The organism is Frondihabitans sp. OV104 (assembly GCF_057787745.1).
On record NZ_CM173541.1, the window covers coordinates 1,107,693 to 1,126,818 of the forward strand.

The 19,126-nt window shown below is 68.5% G+C and carries 14 protein-coding genes and 1 tRNA gene; 2 read left to right on the plus strand and 13 right to left on the minus strand.

Annotated features, from left to right (window positions below):
• Window positions 1-6: 6 nt before the first annotated feature.
• The 8 genes from uvrA to polA form a co-directional block, all read right to left on the minus strand.
• Window positions 7-2,961, minus strand: coding sequence for an excinuclease ABC subunit UvrA (gene uvrA / locus AC3CBB_RS05255; protein ID WP_370454059.1), 2,955 nt, complete (start codon window positions 2,959-2,961; stop codon window positions 7-9).
• 127 nt (window positions 2,962-3,088) lie between these two features.
• Complete coding sequence (locus AC3CBB_RS05260; protein WP_123504561.1) at window positions 3,089-4,003, minus strand: SDR family NAD(P)-dependent oxidoreductase; 915 nt, start codon at window positions 4,001-4,003, stop codon at window positions 3,089-3,091.
• Window positions 3,993-6,059: an excinuclease ABC subunit UvrB gene (gene uvrB, locus AC3CBB_RS05265; RefSeq protein ID WP_123504562.1), complete on the minus strand. Its 2,067-nt coding sequence runs from the start codon at window positions 6,057-6,059 to the stop codon at window positions 3,993-3,995. The genes AC3CBB_RS05260 and uvrB overlap by 11 nt, the downstream gene beginning before the upstream one ends.
• A gap of 77 nt (window positions 6,060-6,136) precedes the next feature.
• On the minus strand, window positions 6,137-6,751 hold the full coding sequence (gene coaE / locus AC3CBB_RS05270; RefSeq protein WP_488626248.1) for a dephospho-CoA kinase: 615 nt from the start codon (window positions 6,749-6,751) through the stop codon (window positions 6,137-6,139).
• 98 nt (window positions 6,752-6,849) lie between these two features.
• A complete protein-coding gene (gene rpsA, locus AC3CBB_RS05275) occupies window positions 6,850-8,301 on the minus strand; it encodes a 30S ribosomal protein S1 (protein ID WP_123504564.1) in 1,452 nt (483 codons plus the stop codon).
• 208 nt (window positions 8,302-8,509) lie between these two features.
• Complete coding sequence (locus AC3CBB_RS05280) at window positions 8,510-10,213, minus strand: DUF885 domain-containing protein (protein WP_488626249.1); 1,704 nt, start codon at window positions 10,211-10,213, stop codon at window positions 8,510-8,512.
• Between the two features lie 35 nt (window positions 10,214-10,248).
• Window positions 10,249-10,560 carry a PTS sugar transporter subunit IIBC family protein gene (locus AC3CBB_RS05285; RefSeq protein ID WP_123505152.1) on the minus strand — a complete coding sequence of 104 codons (312 nt, stop codon included), beginning with the start codon at window positions 10,558-10,560 and terminating at the stop codon, window positions 10,249-10,251.
• Between the two features lie 56 nt (window positions 10,561-10,616).
• Window positions 10,617-13,280, minus strand: a complete 2,664-nt coding sequence (gene polA / locus AC3CBB_RS05290) for a DNA polymerase I (protein ID WP_488626250.1) — start codon at window positions 13,278-13,280, stop codon at window positions 10,617-10,619.
• A gap of 149 nt (window positions 13,281-13,429) precedes the next feature.
• Here polA and AC3CBB_RS05295 point away from each other — a divergent pair, with 149 nt between their 5' ends.
• A complete protein-coding gene (locus AC3CBB_RS05295; protein ID WP_123505153.1) occupies window positions 13,430-13,774 on the plus strand; it encodes a hotdog fold thioesterase in 345 nt (114 codons plus the stop codon).
• Window positions 13,775-13,919: 145 nt separating this feature from the next.
• Here the strand turns inward: AC3CBB_RS05295 and AC3CBB_RS05300 are convergent, their stop codons facing one another.
• The gene (locus tag AC3CBB_RS05300; protein WP_123504567.1) at window positions 13,920-14,525 is read right to left on the minus strand and encodes an ANTAR domain-containing response regulator; all 606 of its coding nucleotides are present in this window, start codon (window positions 14,523-14,525) and stop codon (window positions 13,920-13,922) included.
• 122 nt (window positions 14,526-14,647) lie between these two features.
• Window positions 14,648-14,729: transfer RNA gene (locus AC3CBB_RS05305), tRNA-Leu, on the minus strand.
• Between the two features lie 261 nt (window positions 14,730-14,990).
• On the opposite strand from AC3CBB_RS05305, the gene AC3CBB_RS05310 reads away from it, so the two are divergent.
• Entirely contained in the window at window positions 14,991-15,194 is a 204-nt protein-coding gene (locus AC3CBB_RS05310) for a cold-shock protein (protein WP_123504568.1), read from the plus strand.
• A 102-nt stretch (window positions 15,195-15,296) separates the two neighbouring features.
• On the opposite strand, the gene AC3CBB_RS05315 is transcribed toward AC3CBB_RS05310, so the two are convergent.
• The 3 genes from AC3CBB_RS05315 to AC3CBB_RS05325 form a co-directional block, all read right to left on the minus strand.
• Window positions 15,297-15,926, minus strand: a complete 630-nt coding sequence (locus tag AC3CBB_RS05315) for a hypothetical protein (RefSeq protein ID WP_488626251.1) — start codon at window positions 15,924-15,926, stop codon at window positions 15,297-15,299.
• Between the two features lie 171 nt (window positions 15,927-16,097).
• Window positions 16,098-17,543 carry a pyruvate kinase gene (gene pyk, locus AC3CBB_RS05320; protein ID WP_488626252.1) on the minus strand — a complete coding sequence of 482 codons (1,446 nt, stop codon included), beginning with the start codon at window positions 17,541-17,543 and terminating at the stop codon, window positions 16,098-16,100.
• 87 nt (window positions 17,544-17,630) lie between these two features.
• Window positions 17,631-19,088 carry a glutamate synthase subunit beta gene (locus tag AC3CBB_RS05325; RefSeq protein ID WP_123504571.1) on the minus strand — a complete coding sequence of 486 codons (1,458 nt, stop codon included), beginning with the start codon at window positions 19,086-19,088 and terminating at the stop codon, window positions 17,631-17,633.
• Between the last annotated feature and the right edge of the window lie 38 nt (window positions 19,089-19,126).

A 19,126-nucleotide genomic window follows, 5' to 3' on the forward strand; every position in this document is an offset into this window, starting at 1 on the left:
GTGGGCCTACTTCGCCAGCGCCTTCGCGCGGGGTGCACGCGCCCGCACCTTGGCCGGCGCCGGGATCTCGCCCCGCGGGATGGACAGGATCTCGGCCAGGAACCGCCCGGTGTGGCTCTCCGGGACCGCCGCGAGATGCTCGGGCGTGCCCGTAGCGAGCACGCGCCCTCCCCCGGCGCCGCCCTCGGGGCCCATGTCGATGAGCCAGTCGGCCGACTTGATCACGTCGAGGTTGTGCTCGATCGTGATGACCGTGTTGCCCTTCTCGACGAGGCCGTTCAGCACCAGCAGGAGCTTGCGGACGTCTTCGAAGTGCAGCCCGGTGGTCGGCTCGTCGAGCACGTAGATGCTGCGGCCGTTCGAGCGCTTCTGGAGCTCGGTGGCCAGTTTCACGCGCTGCGCCTCGCCGCCCGACAGCGTGGTCGCGCTCTGCCCGAGACGGACGTAGCCGAGCCCGACGTCGACCAGCGTGGTCATGAACCGCGAGATCGCCGAGATCGGCGCGAAGAACTCGGCCGCCTCGCTGATCGGCATGTCGAGCACCTCGGAGATGTTCTTGCCCTTGTAGTGCACCTGGAGCGTGTCGCGGTTGTAGCGGTCGCCGTGGCAGACCTCGCACGCGACGTAGACGTCGGGCAGGAAGTTCATCTCGATCTTGATCGTGCCGTCGCCCGCGCAGTTCTCGCAGCGGCCGCCCTTGACGTTGAAGCTGAACCGGCCGGGCAGGTAGCCGCGCGCCTTCGCCTCGACGGTCTCGGCGAAGAGGTTGCGGATCTTGTCGAAGACGCCGGTGTAGGTCGCGGGGTTCGAGCGCGGCGTGCGGCCGATCGGCGCCTGGTCGACGTGCACGACCTTGTCGAGGTTGTCGAGCCCGGTGACGCGGGTGTGCTTGCCGGGGATCTGCCGGGCGCCGTTGAGCTGGTTGGCGAGCACCTTGTAGAGGATGTCGTTCACGAGCGACGACTTGCCCGAGCCGCTCACTCCCGTCACGGCCACGAAGGCGCCGAGCGGGAACTCGACCGTGACGTCGTGCAGGTTGTTGGCCTTGGCCCCGACGACCGTGATCTTACGGGCCGGGTCGAGGGCGCGACGGCTCGTCGGCGTCTCGATCGAGCGTCGGCCGGCCAGGTAGTCGCCGGTGTACGACGACGTGTTCGCCAGCAGCTCCTCGTAGCCGCCCGAGTGCACGACCGTGCCGCCGTTGACGCCGGCGCCCGGACCGATGTCGACGATCCAGTCGGCGGTGCGGATGGTGTCTTCGTCGTGCTCGACGACGATCAGCGTGTTGCCGAGGTTCTTGAGCTTGACGAGAGTGTCGATGAGGCGGCGGTTGTCTCGCTGGTGCAGGCCGATGGAGGGTTCGTCGAGCACGTACAGCACGCCAGTGAGACCTGATCCGATCTGGGTGGCCAGACGGATGCGCTGCGCCTCGCCGCCCGAGAGCGAGCCCGCCGATCGCGACAGAGACAGGTAGGTGAGGCCCACTTCGAGCAGGAACTCGAGTCTGACGCGGATCTCGCGCAGCACCTGGGCGGCGATGCGGGCTTCGCGTGCGGTGAGCTCGACGGTGTTCATGAACGAGAACGCGTCGGTGAGGCTGAGCTCGGACACGTCGGCGATGTTGCGCCCGTCGACGAGCACGGCCAGCACCTCGGGCTTGAGGCGCTTGCCCTTGCAGACGACGCAGGGGATCTCGCGGAGGTAGCTGGCGTAGCGCTGTCGCTGCGAGTCGCTCTCGGCTTCGGCGTACTTGCGCTCGATGTAGGGCATGACGCCCTCGAAGCCGGTGGAGTACTTCATCTCGCGGCCGAAGCGGTTGCGGTAGCGCACCGTGACCTCGAAGTCGTTGCCCTCGAGCACCGCTTTCTTCACCTCGGCCGAGAGGTCGCGCCACGGCGTCTTGAGCGAGAAGCCGAGGTCGCCAGAGAGGCCTTCGAGGAGCTTCTGGAAGTAGTTGTAGAGGCCCTTGCCCGACTGGGTCCAGGGCAGGATCACGCCCTCGGCGAGGCTCAGCTCGTCGTCGCCCAGCAGGAGGTCGGAGTCGACCGACATCTTCGTTCCGAGGCCGGAGCACTCGGGGCACGCGCCGAACGGCGCGTTGAACGAGAAGGTCCGGGGCTCAATCTCGGTGAGCTGGACGGGGTGGCCGTTCGGGCACGAGAGCTTCTCGGAGAATGTGCGGAACGCTGCCGGGCCCGTCTCGTCGACGAAGTTGATGGTCACGAGGCCGTCGGTGAGGCGGAGCGCCGTCTCGAGGGAGTCGGTGAGGCGCGAGAGGACGTCGTCGGAGGCGACCAGGCGATCGATGACCACCGAGATGTCGTGCTTGATCTGCTTCTTCAGAACCGGCGGCGAGCTGAGCTGGATCTGCTCGCCGTCGACGATCGCTCGCGAGTAGCCCGACGAGGCCAGCTCTTTGAAGAGGTCGACGAACTCGCCCTTCTTCTGCGACACGATGGGGCTGAGCACCTGGTACCGGCGGCCCGTCTCGAGCGTCATCAGCTGATCGGCGATCTGCTGGACCGTCTGCTTGCTGATCGTCTCACCGCAGACGGCGCAGTGGGCGATTCCGATGCGGGCCCAGAGCAGGCGCATGTAGTCGTAGATCTCGGTGATCGTGCCGACGGTCGACCGCGGGTTGCGGTTGGTCGACTTCTGGTCGATCGAGACGGCGGGGCTGAGGCCCTCGATGAAGTCGACGTCGGGTCGATCCACCTGGCCCAGGAACTGCCGCGCGTACGCCGACAGGGACTCGACATAGCGGCGCTGGCCCTCGGCGAAGATCGTGTCGAACGCGAGGGACGACTTGCCCGAGCCGCTCAGGCCGGTGAACACCACGAGCGAGTCGCGCGGGATCGCGAGGTCGACATTCTGCAGGTTGTGGACTCGTGCGCCGCGGACTGTCAGGGTCGAGACATCGCCGGGGTCGGTGATCGAGGCGGAGACGACGGCCGGGGTCAGGACCGTCTCAGCCGCTGGTGCGGCCTTCTTCGGAGCCTTGGAGGGAGTCTTCTTGGGGGTCTGCGCGGGTGAAGTCGACACTGTGTCCATTCTACGGCGTTCGGATTTCGGAAGTCGGCGGGCGGTCTCAGTCGACAGAGGGCTGCACCCGGGTGAGGCGGACGGAGAGGTTCCAGAGGCGGGTCGCCGCCTTGCGGCCGTGCGCGTGCTTCTTGGCCCGCACGACGGCGGGGGCGCCGGTCAGCTGGAACCAGCCGTCGGGCCCCCAGTACTCGCCACCCTGCGCATCGGCGCCGACGGCGGCGTGCGCCAAGGGCCGCGCGCCCTGGTCTTTACCCTGCGAGACCGTCCGCATGAGGCCGATGATCGGGGCGGGGAGCCAGCGGCGCCGGACGATGCCGGGCCGGCGCTCGGTCAGGTTCTCGAGAGCGAAGCCGGGATGGGCGACGACGCTTCGGACGCTCGAGCCCGAGGCGCGGAGTCGCCGGTCGAGGTCGAACCCGAAGGTCATCACGGCGAGCTTCGACCGCGCGTACGCGACGTAGCCGCGGTAGCGGGTCACCATCATCGGGTCGTCGAGATCGAGTCGCACCCAGCGGTGGCTGATGCTGCCGAGGTGCACGATGCGCCCGGCCTTCGCGGCCTTCAGTGCCGGCATCAGGTGCGAGATCAGCGCGAAGTGGCCGAGGTGGTTGGTACCGAACTGCAGCTCGAAGCCGTCGGAGGTCGTCGCTCGCGACCGCGAGCCGACGACGCCGGCGTTGGCGACGAGCACGTCGACCGGGCCGCCCGCGCGGATCTCTGCGGCGGCCGTGCGGATCGACTCCAGGTTCGCGAGGTCGGCGATGACGACTTCGAGCTGTGCGTCCGGCAGGCGGGAGCGGATGCTGTCGACAGCCGCCTGCGCGCGGGCCGCGTCACGGCATGCCAGGATGACCACCGCGCCGGTGGCGGCGAGCTGCTCGGTGACGAAGTAGCCGAGACCTGCGTTCGCTCCGGTGACGACGACCCGGAGGCGCGGCGCCCCGGGCTCAGCGGACATGGCCCGCGGCCTCCATCTGCCGGAGGTCTTTCTTGAGGTCGGCGACCTCGTCGCGCAGGCGGCCGGCCAGCTCGAACTTGAGCTCTGCAGCGGCCTGCAGCATCTGCTCGTTGAGGTCGGCGATGATCGTCTCGAGCCCGCCGGCCGCACCGGCCGCCATGCCCTCGCGGCGGAGGTTCGGCGTCGGGGCGCGCTTGCCGCCCTGGCGGCCGGCGAGCAGCTCGGCCGTGTCGGCTCCTTCGCGGGCGAGCACCGCGGTGATGTCGGCTATCTTCTTGCGGAGCGGCTGCGGATCGATGCCGCGCTCGAGGTTGTAGGCGACCTGCTTCTCGCGGCGACGGTCCGTCTCGTCGAGCGCCTGCTTCATCGAGTCGGTCATCTTGTCGGCGTACATGTGCACCTCGCCCGAGACGTTGCGGGCGGCGCGGCCGATCGTCTGGATCAGCGAGGTGGACGAGCGGAGGAAGCCCTCCTTGTCGGCATCGAGGATGGCCACGAGCGACACCTCGGGGAGGTCGAGGCCCTCGCGCAGCAGGTTGATGCCGACGAGGACGTCGTAGACGCCCTGCCGCAGCTCGGTGAGGAGCTCGACACGACGGAGCGTGTCGACATCGGAGTGCAGGTAGCGCACCCGTACCCCCGCTTCGGTGAAGAAGTCGGTGAGCTCTTCGGCCATCTTCTTCGTCAGGGTCGTCACCAGGACGCGCTCGTCGCGCTCGGTGCGGAGTCGGATCTCTTCGAGGAGGTCGTCGATCTGCCCCTCCGACGGCTTGATGACGATCTTCGGGTCGATGAGGCCTGTCGGACGGATGATCTGCTCGACCACGCTGTCGGTGATGCCGAGCTCATAGCGGCCCGGCGTCGCCGACAGGTAGACCTTCTGGCCGACCCGGTCGAGGAACTCGTCGAATTTGAGCGGCCGGTTGTCGAGCGCGCTCGGCAGGCGGAACCCGTGATCGACGAGAGTGCGCTTGCGCGACGCGTCACCCTCGTACATGGCGCCGATCTGCGGCACGGTGACGTGCGACTCATCGATCACGACGAGGAAGTCGTCGGCGAAGTAGTCGAGCAGGCAGTGCGGCGCCTCGCCCGGCGAGCGGCCGTCGATGTGGGCCGAGTAGTTCTCGATGCCGTTGCAGAAGCCGATCTGCTCCATCATCTCGAGGTCGAACGTGGTGCGCATGCGCAGACGCTGCGACTCGAGGAGCTTGCCCTGCTTGTCGAGTTCTTCGAGCCGCACGGCGAGCTCTTCTTTGATCGTGCCGATGGCGCGGTGCATCACGTCGGTGCCGGCCACGTAGTGCGAGCCCGGGAACACCGAGACGGCCTCGACGGTGCGCACGACGTCGCCGGTCAGAGGGTGGAGGTAGTAGAGCGCCTCGATCTCGTCGCCGAACATCTCGATGCGCACGGCGAGCTCCTCGTACATCGGGATGATCTCGATCGTGTCGCCGCGCACGCGGAAGTTGCCGCGCGAGAAGTCGATGTCGTTGCGCTGGTACTGCATGGCGACGAAGCGCCGGATCAGCTGGTCGCGCGGGATCTGCATGCCGACCTGGAGCGCGATCATCGCCTCCATGTAGCCCTCGGGCGTACCGAGGCCGTAGATGCAGGAGACGGTCGAGACCACGATGACGTCGCGCCGGCTGAGCAGCGAGTTCGTGGTCGAGTGGCGCAGGCGCTCGACTTCGGCGTTGACCGAGGAGTCTTTCTCGATGAAGGTGTCGGTCTGCGGGACGTACGCCTCGGGCTGGTAGTAGTCGTAGTACGAGACGAAGTACTCGACGGCGTTGTTCGGGAACAGCTCTCGGAACTCGTTGGCCAGCTGGGCGGCGAGCGTCTTGTTGTGGGCCAGCACCAGGGTCGGACGCTGCACGGCCTCGACGAGCCACGCGGTCGTCGCGGACTTGCCGGTACCGGTTGCGCCGAGAAGCACGACGTCGGTCTCACCGGCGTTGATTCGGCCGGCGAGTTCAGCGATGGCGGCTGGTTGATCGCCGCTCGGCTGGTACTCGCTGACCACTTCGAAGGGGCGGACGCTGCGAGTCGGTTCCATAGAACAAGTCTACGAGTGGCCACCGACACTCGTCCGCCGGGAGACGCCGACCGCCGCCGCTGGGAGCGAACAGGCGGCTACGCCTTCTCGAGTGCGAGAGCCGCGAGCTTCCGGTAGAGGGCGTCGGTCTGCTGGACGGTCGACTCGAGGCTGCTCGACGAGTCGATGACGTCGTCGGCGACTGCCAGCCGCTCGTCGTCGGACGCCTGCGCGTCGACCCGGCGGACGGCGTCGGCCTCGGCCATGCCGCGGAGCGCGACGAGGCGCTTGATCCGCATCGCCCGAGGCGCGTGCACGACGACGACGCGGTCGAACTCGCCCGCTCCCCTGGCCTCGACGAGCAGCGGCACGTCGTAGACGACGACGCGGGTCGGGTCGTGGGCGACGGACTCCCGCATGCGCTCCTGGCTGAGCGCCTGGACGGCCGGGTGCGTGATGGCCTCGAGGGCTCTGCGGGCATCGGCGTCCGAGAACACGACCGCACCGAGTGCAGCTCGGTCGAGGCTGCCGTCGGCCTGGAGGACTCCCGCACCGAAGCGCTGCTCGATCGCCGCGAGACCGGGTGTCCCCGGCTCGACGACCTCGCGCGCCAGCTTGTCGGCGTCGATGTGCGCGGCTCCGCGCTCGGCGAGCCGCGACGACACGATCGTCTTGCCTGCGGCGATCCCGCCGGTCAATCCCACTACGAACACGCCTCCACCCTAGTGCCCCGACGGAAGGCGACACCTGTTGCAATGCCGAACGGCGGCCACCCCGAGGGTGACCGCCGTTCGCGGATGGTGCGGTGTGACTAGTTGTTGTTCGACAGCTTCTCGCGAAGCGCGGCGAGCGACTCGTCGTCGGCGAGGGTGCCGGCGCCAGAGGTCGACTCGTTCGAGAACGAGGAGCCGGTCGGCACGTCGAACGCGGTGGCCTCTTCGACCAGCGACGCCGCGACCTGCTTCTTGTGGGCCTCCCAGCGAGCCTGGGCGGCAGCGTAGTCCTGCTCCCACTTCTCGCGCTGGGACTCGAAGCCCTCGCGCCACTCGTTGGTCTCGGGGTCGAAGCCCTCGGGGTACTTGTAGTTGCCCTGGTCGTCGTACTCGGTGAGCATGCCGTAGAGCGCGGGGTCGAACTCGGTGCCCTCGGGGTCGACACCCTCGTTGGCCTGCTTGAGGCTCAGCGAGATGCGGCGACGCTCGAGGTCGATGTCGATGACCTTGACGAACACCTCGTCGCCGACCGACACGACCTGCTCGGCGAGCTCGACGTGCTTGGCGGAGAGCTCGGAGATGTGGACGAGGCCCTCGATGCCGTCCGCGACGCGGACGAACGCACCGAACGGAACGAGCTTCGTGACCTTGCCCGGTGCGACCTGGCCGATGGCGTGGGTGCGGGCGAAGACCTGCCACGGGTCCTCCTGCGTCGCCTTGAGCGACAGGGAGACGCGCTCGCGCTCGAGGTCGACCTCGAGGATCTCGACGGTGACCTCCTGGCCCACCTCGACGACCTCGGAGGCGTGCTCGATGTGCTTCCACGAGAGCTCGGAGACGTGGACGAGACCGTCGACGCCGCCCAGGTCGACGAACGCGCCGAAGTTGACGATCGACGACACGATGCCCTTGCGGACCTGGCCCTTGTGGAGGTTGTTGAGGAACGAGGTGCGGCTCTCGGACTGCGTCTGCTCGAGGAGAGCGCGACGCGAGAGGACGACGTTGTTGCGGTTCTTGTCGAGCTCGAGGATCTTGGCCTCGATCTCCTGGCCGAGGTACGGCGTGAGGTCGCGGACGCGGCGCAGCTCGATGAGCGACGCGGGCAGGAAGCCACGCAGGCCGATGTCGACGATGAGGCCGCCCTTGACGACCTCGATGACCGTACCGGTGACGACGCCGTCGGCGTCCTTGATCTTCTCGACGTCTCCCCAGGCACGCTCGTACTGAGCGCGCTTCTTGGAGAGGATCAGACGGCCTTCTTTGTCTTCCTTCTGGAGGACGAGGGCCTCGACCGTGTCGCCGACGTTGACGACCTCGGTGGGGTCGACGTCGTGCTTGATCGAGAGTTCGCGCGAGGGGATGACGCCCTCGGTCTTGTACCCGACGTCGAGGAGGACCTCGTCGCGGTCGATCTTGACGACGGTGCCCTCGATGAGGTCTCCGTCGTTGAAGAACTTGAGAGTCTTTTCGACCGCGGCAAGGAAGTCTTCAGCAGATCCGATGTCGTTGACGGCGACCTGCTTGGGTGCCTTGGTCGTTACGATTGTCATGTAGTGATTGCTCCGTTTTGGGCATTTCTCGGGCCGCATCTCGCCGGTGACAGCAGGATCCGTTCGGATCGGAGGCTGTCGCGGTGATTGTGAGAGTGCGGCGTGCGGATAGTTCAACGCAGTTTGCGCCAATCGATTCTAACGGGTTGCCGCAGGGGCGATCAACCCGGGCGAGCGGCGTGTTCGCCCCCTCCGCCCGGCCGTCCAGTCAGCCGAGAAGCGCCTTCTCGAGGGTCTCGAGACCGACGCCGCCGAGCGCCAGTGCCTCCGAGTGGAAGCGCTTCACGTCGAACCCGTCGCCCTCGCGCTCCGCGAGCCGGGCACGGAGCCCCTCCCACACGCGCTGGCCGACCTTGTACGACGGCGCCTGCCCCGGCCAGCCGAGGTAGCGGTCGACCTCGAAGCGCACCGTGGCCTCGTCGGCGTTGTAGTTGTCGGCGAGGAAGGCGAGGGCCTTCTCGTGGTCCCACGTGCCTCCGGCCGCGTGCGACGGAGTGCCGGGAAACTCCTTGCCGAGGTGCACGCCGATGTCGAGCACGACGCGGGCCGCGCGCATCCGCTGCCCGTCGAGCATGCCCAGTCGGTCGGCCGGGTCGGCGAGGTAGCCGAGCTCGTCCATCAGCCGCTCGGCGTAGAGGGCCCAGCCCTCGGCGTGGCCCGAGGTGCCGGCGATCGAGCGGCGGTAGGTGTTGAGGCTCGCGCGGTTGTAGACCGCCTGGCCGAGCTGGAGGTGGTGGCCCGGAACGCCCTCGTGGTACACCGTGGTCTTCTCGCGCCAGGTGGTGAAGGTGGTGACGCCGACAGGAACCGACCACCACATGCGGCCGGGGCGCGTGAAGTCGTCGCTCGGGCTCGTGTAGTAGACCCCGCCGTCTTGCGTCGGGGCGATCCTGCACTCGAGGGTGCGGATCGCCTCCGGGATGTCGAAGTGGGTGCGCCCGAGCTCCTCGACGGCCTGGTCGCTGGTCTGCTGCATCCACTCGCGCAGGGCGTCGGTGCCGTGCAGCACGCGGGCCGGGTCGGCGTCGAGCACCTCGATGGCGCGGGCGACGCTCGCCCCGGGATCGATGGCCTCGGCGATGGCCTCCTGCTCGGCGGTCATGCGCGCGAGTTCGGCCACGCCCCACTCGTAGGTCTCGTCGAGGTCGACCGTCGCCCCGAGGAACCGCCGCGAGTGCAGCGAGTACGCCTCGCGGCCGACTCCGTCGCCGTCGCCGGCGGCCGGAAGGAGCTCGGAGAGCAGGAACTCGCGGAAGGCCGTGTACGCGGCGGCAGCCTCCACCGCTCCGACCGTCAGCGCCTCCCCCACCGCCTCCGGCAGCACCGCGTCGCCCGCGAGCTCCGGCGTCGAGACCAGCGACTCGAAGAATCCGCCGGGTGCGGAGTGGCGCGCGCACTGCTCGGCCACCGCGGCTACCTGGCGCTTGGCGGGCACGACGCCCTCGGCGATCCCCGCGCGCAGGGTCTCGGTATAGCCGTCGAGGGCGCCCGCGACATTGCCGAGGCGCGCGGCGATGTCGCGCCAGTCTTTCTCGGTGGCGGTGGGCATGAGGTCGAAGATCTCGCGGATGCCCTGGGCGGGCGATGCGAGCACGTTGAGGTCGCGCAGCTGCAGGTGCAGGGCGTCGTATTCGAGGTCGAGCGTGAGCGAGGACTCGAGATCGTCGCGAGTGACCTGGTCGACGGCGTCGACGACCGGTGCCGCGCGGAGCTCGTCGAGTGTCGCGCGCACGGCGGCGATGTACGCCGCGTGGCCGGCCGGCGAGGTGTCGCCGTACTCGCCGGTGCGCCCCTCGCGGCCGAGCCAGGTGGCCCACTTCGGATCGAGGTCGACGATCGTGTCGACCCACTTCTCGGCGACGGCGTCGATCGGGGTGGGCTGGCGGACAGCGGGCGTGGACTCGAAGCTCATGGTCCGAGCCTAGGACGACCGGCCGACAGCGGCGGTCAGACCTCGATCGTCGAGCCGGACTGGATCGCCTCGACGAGCCGTGCCACGGCCGGGTCGCCCATGAAGAGCTGGAACGGCACGATGGGCGTGCCCTCGGTGACGACTTCGCGCGCGCGGGCGGCCAGGTTGTTCTGAGTGACGACGACATCGGCGTCGGCGGGGATCTCGCGGACCGCCGAGTGCTCGACGTGGACGCCGTTCTTCTTCAGCAGCTTCTTGAGGCTGGAGGCGAGCATGATGCTCGAGCCCATGCCGGCGTCGCAGGCGACGATCAGCTTCTTGACGTGTGATCCGTCGAGGGTGGCCACGGGGTGCTCCTTGTTCGAGGACGGAAGGGAGTGCTCTTGTTCCATCATGCGCCGTCTCAGTGCGCGGCGGCGTCCCAGCTCTCGCCGGTGCCCACGGAGACGTCGAGCGGCACCCGGAGGTCGGCGGCGGAGCCCATGCGGCGGCGGACGACGTCTTCGATCACGTCCACCTCGCCGGTGGCGACCTCGACGATGAGCTCGTCGTGCACCTGGAGCAGGACTCGGGACTGCAGCTCGCGCTCGTCGATCTCGGCCTGGACGCCGAGCATCGCGATCTTCATGATGTCGGCGGCGGAGCCCTGGATGGGAGCGTTGAGCGCGGCGCGCTCCGCGTTCTCGCGCAGCACGCGGTTCGACGACTTCAGATCGGCGAAGGGGCGGCGGCGGCCGAAGATCGTCTCGGTGTAGCCGTCTTCGCGAGCCTGCTCGACCACGTTGCGCAGGTACTCGCGAACAGCCCCGAACCGGTGGAAGTAGTCGGTCATCAGCTGCTTCGCCTCGGCGGTCTCGATCCGGAGCTGCTTCGAGAGGCCGAACGCGCTGAGGCCGTAGGCCAGGCCGTACGACATCGCCTTGACCTTCGTGCGCATGGTCGGGCTCACGTCGGCGGGCTCGACGCCGAAGATGCGGGCGCCGACGAACCGGTGAAGGTCTTCGCCCTCGGTGAAGGCCTGGATGAGGCCGGCGTCGCCCGAGAGGTGCGCCATGATCCGCATCTCGATCTGCGAGTAGTCGGCGGTGAGCAGAGTCTCGTACTCGGGACCGTGCTGGAAGGCGGCGCGGATCTCGTGGCCGACCTCCGTCTTGACCGGGATGTTCTGCAGGTTCGGGTCGATCGACGAGATCCGGCCGGTGGTGGTGCCAGTCTGGTCGTACGTCGTGTGGATGCGCCCGCCGCCGTCGACGGCCTTGTCGAGCGTGTCGATGATCTGGCGCAGCTTCGTCGCGTCGCGGTGCTTGAGCAGCAGGCCGAGGAAGGGGTGCGGATGCTTGTCCTGCAGGTCGGCGAGCGACCCCGCGTCGGTCGAGTAGCCGGTCTTCATGGAGCGGGTCTTGGGCATGTCGAGCTGCTCGAAGAGCACCTCCTGCAGCTGCTTCGGCGAGCCGAGGTTGACCTCGCGGCCGATGACCTCGAACGCCTCGGCGGCGATGTTGGCCGCCGACTCGCCGAGGCGAGCGGAGAGGGCACGCAGGCCGGGCTGGTCGGTCGCGACACCGGTGAGCTCCATGTCGCCGAGGACCGACACGAGGGGGAGCTCGATGTCGCGGAGCACGCCGCGGGAGCCCTCGTCGAGCAGCTCGTCGAGCTCGTCGGAGACGCGGAGCGCGAACCAGGCCTCGGTCGCGACACCTCCGGCTTCGTCGACGGGGACCAGCTGATTGGGGTCGGCGACCGGCATCCGCTCGCCGAGCAGCTCGTAGGCGAGGTCGGCGAGCACGAAGGAGTGGTTGCCGGGGCGCAGCAGCCAGGCCGCGATCCGCGGGTCGCCGTGGAGGCCGGTGAGCTCCAGGCCGGCTCGCTTGAGCGCCTTGTAGGCGCGCTTGGAGTCGTGGACGACCTTGGGCGACTCGGTGTCGAGCCAGGCCTCGAGGGCGACGTAGTCACCGCGGCCGGCGGCCCACGGGACGTACACGGAGTCGTCGGGCGCGGCGATGCCGAGGCCCGTGACCGTGCCGTCGGCGCCGTACTCGACGGCGACGCCGACCGGCGGCTTGTCGGCGCCCGCGTGAGTGCGGAGCCAGTGATCGAGCTCCTCGTCGATGAGGGTGCGGATGACGGGCGCCGCCGGGCCGGCCGCGACGGCTTCGGCTTCGGCGGGTGCTGCGGAGTCGTCGGCCAGGGCGACGACGCGTTCCTGCAGGGTGCGGAACTGCAGCTTGTCGAACACCTCGCGGACCGCGGAGACGTCGATGGGGCGGCGCTCGAGGTCGTCCGGGCCGACCGGCAGATCGACGTCGGTGACGAGGCGGTTGAGCTTGCGGTTGCGAACGGCGCGGTCGTACTGCTCGCGGAGCTTGTCGCCGACGACGCCCTTGACCTCGTCGCGGTGCGCGACGATCTCGTCGAGGGAGCCGAACTGGTTGATCCACTTGACGGCGGTCTTCTCGCCGACCTTGTCGATGCCGATGAGGTTGTCGCTGGTCTCGCCGACGAGGGCGGCGATCTCGGGGTACTGGTGCGGCTCGATGCCGTAGCGCTCGAACACCTTGTCACGGTCGTAGCGGGTGAGGTCGGTGACCCCGCGAGCCGAGGGGTAGAGGAGAGTGACGTCGTCGTTGACCATCTGGATCGCGTCTCGGTCGCCCGAGACCACCTTGACCGTGTAGCCGGCTGCCGAGCCGCGGGCGGCGAGCGTCGCGAGGATGTCGTCGGCTTCGAAGTCGTCTTTGGTGATGGTCGTGATGCCCATGGCGTGCAGGGCCTCCTGCAGCAGGGGGATCTGCCCGACGAACTCGACCGGGGTCGCATCGCGCGTGCCCTTGTACTCGGGGTACTCGCGGGTGCGGAACGAGTAGCGCGAGATGTCGAAGGCCACGCCGAGGTGGGTCGGCTTCTCGTTCTTCATCAGGTTGAGGAGCATCGAGATGAAGCCGTGGATGGCATTCGTGTGCTGCCCCTCGCGGTTGACGAAACTGTCGACCGGTAGGGCGTAGAAGGCCCGGAATGCGAGGGAATGACCATCGATTACGAGGAGGGTAGGCTTTGCTGCGTCCGACACCCCGTCAGCCTAGCGGCCCCCTCCGACACTCGTCCCTGCCCGAGAGCTGACGCGACGAAACCCCGGGAGACACCGTGACCGACCAGCCGTTCAGCCCTGCCGCAATCGAGTTCCTGGAGCGTCGCGGCGCCGGCGAGCTGGCCGAGAAGATGGGCATCGAGATCCTCGAGCTGAGCGCCGACCGAGCCGTCGGCACCATGCCGGTCGAGGGCAACCGCCAGCCGGTCGGCATCCTGCACGGCGGGGCCCACGTCGTGCTCGCGGAGTCGCTCGGGTCGATGGCCGCGAGCGTGCACGCGGGCGAGGGCCGCATCGCCATGGGCATCGAGCTGAACGCGTCGCACAGCCGGGCCGCCTCGTCGGGGGTCGTCACGGGCACCTGCACGGCGCTGCACCTCGGCCGCACGCTCACGACCCACGAGATCGTCATGACCGACGAGCAGGGCCGGCGCCTGTCGACCGTCCGCATCACGAACATCCTCCGCGACGCCTAGGCCCTCAGAAATTCAAGGAGATTTTTCGCCGGGCGGGGCGATCCGCGCCGATCCGGGTCTGCGCAGGCAAAAATCTCCTTGAATTTCTGGGCTGGACGCGAAAACGGCCGGCCCCCGAAGGGACCGGCCGTCCGTAACGCGACTGCTACTTCTTGACGCTGAGCTGCTCGATGATGGCCTGCGCCACGTCGTGCATCGTGAGGCGGCGGTCCATCGACGCCTTCTGGATCCAGCGGAACGCCTCGGGCTCGGTCAGCCCCATCTTCTCGTTGAGCAGGCCCTTGGCGCGGTCGACGAGCTTGCGGGTCTCGAAGCGCTCGACCAGGTCGGCGACCTCGGCCTCGAGGGTGATGATCTGCGTGTAGCGCGAGAGGGCGATCTCGATGGCCGGAAGGAGGTCGTTCGGGGTGAACGGCTTCACGACGTAGGCGAGAGCCCCAGCCTCGCTGGCCCGCTCGACGAGCTCCTTCTGGCTGAAGGCCGTGAGGAGGACGACGGGCGCGATGTGGTTCTTGGACAGCTGCTCGGCCGCGGAGATGCCGTCGAGCTTGGGCATCTTGACGTCCATGATGACGAGGTCGGGCCGGAGCTCGGTGGCCAGAGCCACGGCGGTCTCGCCGTCGCCGGCCTCGCCGACGACCTCGAACCCGTTGTCGCGGAGGATCTCGACGATGTCGAGGCGGATGAGCGACTCGTCTTCGGCGACGACGACGCGACGGGGTGCTGCGGACGGTGCTTCTTGATCACTCACGGGATGAATCCTACCGGTCTGTTCGTGGGGGCGCGCCGTTTCGGTGCACACGAGGGCGTGAGCACGGGGCGTCTGCTGGACGTTCGCACCATCGCGAATCACGAGCGTCGTCGTTCGTGTCGTGCGAATGGCGGGACTCGAACCCGCAAGCCGTGAGGCAGAGCATTTTGAGTGCCCCGTGTATGCCAATTCCACCACATTCGCGCAGGCGACAAGCCTACCGGCTTCCATGAAGGGTCGATTCGCGACGACACGGGCGTCACATTGGATCTTCTTGGGCGAAAACCGCGCGTTCGGGGGTCAGCCTGCGATAGTGTGAGCCGCACTGGTTGTTGTGTTACGCATTTGTACTTCGCGATGAGGCGCTTCGTCTCATCGTTCTTAGAGGGAGCGGACCAAAAAAGCACCGCGACGAGAGATCTCGATGGACGGGATCGAACACCTCTGATTGAAGGAATAAGAAAAATGGCAACAGGCACCGTGAAGTGGTTCAACTCCGAAAAGGGCTTCGGCTTCATCACCCCCGACGACGGATCCACTGACGTGTTCGCGCACTTCTCCGCGATCGCCGGCGATGGCTACCGCAACCTCGAAGAGAACCAGAAGGTCGAATTCGAGACCGCTCAGGGCAACAAGGGTCTCCAGGCCGAGAACATCCGCGTTCTCTAAGTCGAACGACTTACTCGAGAAGCCCCGTCGACTTCGGTCGGCGGGGCTTCTTCGTGCTCGGCGTCGGGTGGCGAGTTCCTGCGCCCGGAGTTGCGAAGGGGCTCAGCGCGGCAGCGGCAGACCGAGGAGCTCGGCGACCGGCTCGAAGTCGTGACGGGCCGTGATGTAGGTGAGCTCCGCGGAGGCCAGCGCCTCGGTCGACGGAGGGGCGGCGACCGTGGTCGGGCCGCTGACGAAGAGGCCGTGGTCGTTCTCGAAGGGCAGGTTCTCGACGGCGACCTTGGCCGCGCGGTAGCGGCGAGTGACGAGGCTCCAGAGGGCGAGCTCGTCGGCTGTCGAGTCGTCGGGCGCCAGCCGGGCGACGTCACCGGGGATCTCGACCGCCGGGAGACGCAGCACGACCGGCTCGGGCGCTCGGCCGACGAAGGCGTCTCGGATGCCGATCGCGCTGGCGAAGCCCACGAGGCCGCCGAGCGCGAACATCATCGCGAGGGCGAGCCAGTCGCTGACGCCTGCGTTGTTGACGGCCGACAGGTCGATCAGGAGACCGCCGGCGACTCCCCCGACGATGGCGGTCCAGTGGATGCGCGGGCGACGACGCGTGCGGCGGACCCGCTCGGCGGCGATGTAGCTCTCGCGCGTGTCGGGGACGCTGTGGCCGGTCCTGGTCGGCACCGCATAGAGCCGCGAGCCGTGCGTGAAGCACCCGGGGTGCGAACCGTCGATCGCCATGCCCCGACACTATCGACGCGGCCCAGTGCCATGACCGAATCTCAGGAGGGTCACGGCTGGCGCGCCCCTCCTCGACATCTCTGATCGGGCGCAGGATCCGCCCCGCCGCCTCCGGGCACGGCGAAGGCCCGCACCCCGAGGGGCACGGGCCTTCTGCTGAGCGGATGACCGCTAGCTGCGGGCGTACGCCGGCGCGGCCTCGTTGTGAGCGTCTCCGACGCGGTGCACGCGGAGGTCGTTCGTCGATCCCGAGATTCCGGGAGGGGAGCCGGAGATCACGATGACCTTGTCACCGGCCTGGGCGAGGCCGTTGCCGAGGAGGACGTCGTCGACCTGGCTGAACATGGCGTCGGTGTGCGTGACCGGCTCGACCACGTACGCCTGGGCGCCCCAGCTCATCGCGATGCGGCGGCGGATCGCCTCGTCGGTCGTGAAGGCCACGATCGGGATCGAGTGGCGCAGGCGGGCCATGCGGCGCACCGTGTCGCCGCCCTCGGTGAAGACGCAGACGTACGAGGCCTGGACGAACTCGGCGACCTCGGCCGCGGCGAGCGTGATGGCTCCGCCGAGCGTGCGGGGCTTGGTGCCCAGCTCGGGGATGCGCTCGAGGCCGTGCTCTTCGGTCGAGGAGACGATGCGGGCCATGGTCTGCACCGTGATGACGGGGAACTCCCCGACGCTGGTCTCGCCCGAGAGCATGACCGCGTCGGCGCCGTCGAGCACCGCGTTCGCGACGTCGGACGTCTCGGCACGGGTCGGGATCGGCGACGAGATCATCGACTCGAGCATCTGCGTCGCGACGATGACCGGCTTGGCCATGCGGCGTGAGAGCTCGACCGCGTGCTTCTGGACGATCGGCACGGCCTCGAGGGGCAGTTCGACGCCCAGGTCGCCGCGCGCGACCATGATGCCGTCGAACGCGTCGATGATGGCCTCGAGGTTGTCGACGGCCTGCGGCTTCTCGATCTTGGCGTAGACGGGGACCTTGCGGCCCTCCTCCCCCATGATCACGTTCACGCGGTCGATGTCGTCGGCGTTGCGGACGAAGGAGAGGGCGATGAAGTCGGCGCCGAGCTGGAGGCCCCAGCGAAGGTCGGCCTCGTCTTTCTCGGAGAGGGCGGGCACGTTGACCGCGACGCCGGGCAGGTTGATGCCCTTGTTGTTCGAGACGGTGCCGGCCACGACGACCTCGGTGGTGACGACGGTGCCGTCGGTGTCGAGCACGCGCAGCTTGACGCGGCCGTCGTCGATCAGCAGGGGGTCGCCAGCGGAGACGTCTTGCGGAAGGCCCTTGAACGTCGTGCCGCAGATCTCCTTCGTGCCGAGGATCTCTTCGGTCGTGATCTTGAAGATGTCGCCGACCGCGAGCTCGTGCGGGCCGTCGGAGAACTTGCCGAGACGGATCTTCGGGCCCTGGAGGTCGACGAGGACCGCGACAGCGCGTCCGGAGTCGGCCGCTGCCTTGCGAACGTTCTCGTACACCCCCTGGTGGACGTCGTATGTTCCGTGGCTGAGGTTCATCCGCGCGACGTCGACGCCCGCATCGATGATCGCTCGGATGTCTTCATAGCTCGACGTCGCGGGCCCGAGGGTCGCGACGATCTTTGCTCGTCTCATCTTTTCCTTCGTTGGGGGGTGATTTCGCTGTCCACCCTATTCCCGGCGAGGGGGTGGAATCTAACCAGCGGGTGTCAGAGCGGTGACCTACAGGGACAGAGCCCGGTCGGTCGGCTTGACGGGCGAGGGCAGCGAGGTCGCACCCTCGAGGTACTTGTCGACCGCCGCGGCGGTGGCACGGCCCTCGGCGATGGCCCAGACGATGAGCGACTGGCCGCGGCCGGCGTCGCCGGTCACGAACACGCCCGGCTGGCTGGTCTCGTACGATCCGTCGCGCTGGACGTTGCCGCGACCGTCGATCGGGAGGCCGAGCTGGCTCTCCAGCGCGTCGCTCTCGGGGCCGGTGAAGCCCAGGGCGAGCAGGACGAGGTCGGCGGGGATCTCGCGCTCCGTGCCCGACTTCGGCACGCGGCGGCCGTCGATGAACTCGGTCTCGGCGACGCGGATGGCGCGCACCTCTCCGACCTCGTTCGACAGGAACTCGACGGTGGAGGCGAGGAACATGCGCTCCCCGCCTTCCTCGTGGGCGCTGGAGACCTCGAACAGCGTCGGCTGCGTGGGCCACGGCTGGCTGTCGGGGCGCTCCGCGGGTGGCTGCGTGCCGATGGCCAGGTTCGTGACGCTCAGCGCGCCCTGGCGGTGCGCGGTGCCGATGCAGTCGGCGCCGGTGTCGCCGCCGCCGAGGACGACGACGTGCTTGCCCTCGGCTGAGATCTGGTCGCCGACGCTGTCTCCGGCGCCGGCCTTGTTCTGCTGGACGAGGTACTCCATGGCGAAGTGCACGCCCGACTGGTCGCGGCCCGGGATCGGGAGGTCGCGCGGAACGGTCGCGCCCGTGGCGACCACGACAGCGTCGTAGCGCGCGCGGAGGTCATCCCAGGTGATGTCGCGGCCGATCTCGACGCCGGCCCGGAAGCGGGTGCCCTCGGCCTGCATCTGAGCGAGGCGCTGCTCGATCTGCTTCTTCTCCATCTTGAAGTCGGGGATGCCGTAGCGGAGCAGGCCGCCGATGCGGTCGTCGCGCTCGTAGACAGCGACCGTGTGGCCGGCGCGCGTGAGCTGCTGGGCGGCGGCGAGTCCGGCGGGGCCGGAGCCCACCACGGCGACCGTCTTGCCCGTGAGGCGCTCGGGCGGGTGCGGGGTGACCCAGCCGTTCGAGAAGGCCTGGTCGATGATCGACACCTCGACCTGCTTGATGGTGACGGGAGGCTGGTTGATGCCGAGAACGCAGGAGGCCTCGCAGGGCGCCGGGCAGAGGCGGCCCGTGAATTCCGGGAAGTTGTTCGTCGCGTGCAGGCGCTCGATCGCCTGGCGGCCCTCGCCGCGCCACATCAGGTCGTTCCACTCCGGGATCAGGTTGCCGAGCGGGCAGCCCTGGTGGCAGAACGGCACGCCGCAGTCCATGCAGCGGCCGGCCTGGCGGCGGAGCTCGCCCGACTCCTGCTGCTCGTAGACCTCCTTGTAGTCCATGAGCCGAACCGACACGGGGCGGCGCTGGGGAAGCTCTCGCTTCTGGACTTTCAGGAATCCCTTGGGGTCAGCCATGGGACACCTCCTTGCTGTGGGTAGACACGACTAGGGGC

Excerpts from the sequence above, each read along its gene's own strand:
- AC3CBB_RS05295 (WP_123505153.1), top strand. The coding sequence starts at position 13,430 with ATGGGCATCGAGATCCTCGAGCTGAGCGCCGACCGAGCCGTCGGCACC.
- pyk (WP_488626252.1), bottom strand. The coding sequence starts at position 17,543 with ATGAGACGAGCAAAGATCGTCGCGACCCTCGGGCCCGCGACGTCGAGC.
- rpsA (WP_123504564.1), bottom strand. The coding sequence starts at position 8,301 with ATGACAATCGTAACGACCAAGGCACCCAAGCAGGTCGCCGTCAACGAC.
- AC3CBB_RS05260 (WP_123504561.1), bottom strand. The coding sequence starts at position 4,003 with ATGTCCGCTGAGCCCGGGGCGCCGCGCCTCCGGGTCGTCGTCACCGGA.
- uvrB (WP_123504562.1), bottom strand. The coding sequence starts at position 6,059 with ATGGAACCGACTCGCAGCGTCCGCCCCTTCGAAGTGGTCAGCGAGTAC.
- AC3CBB_RS05310 (WP_123504568.1), top strand. The coding sequence starts at position 14,991 with ATGGCAACAGGCACCGTGAAGTGGTTCAACTCCGAAAAGGGCTTCGGC.
- AC3CBB_RS05325 (WP_123504571.1), bottom strand. The coding sequence starts at position 19,088 with ATGGCTGACCCCAAGGGATTCCTGAAAGTCCAGAAGCGAGAGCTTCCC.
- AC3CBB_RS05280 (WP_488626249.1), bottom strand. The coding sequence starts at position 10,213 with ATGAGCTTCGAGTCCACGCCCGCTGTCCGCCAGCCCACCCCGATCGAC.
- AC3CBB_RS05315 (WP_488626251.1), bottom strand. The coding sequence starts at position 15,926 with ATGGCGATCGACGGTTCGCACCCCGGGTGCTTCACGCACGGCTCGCGG.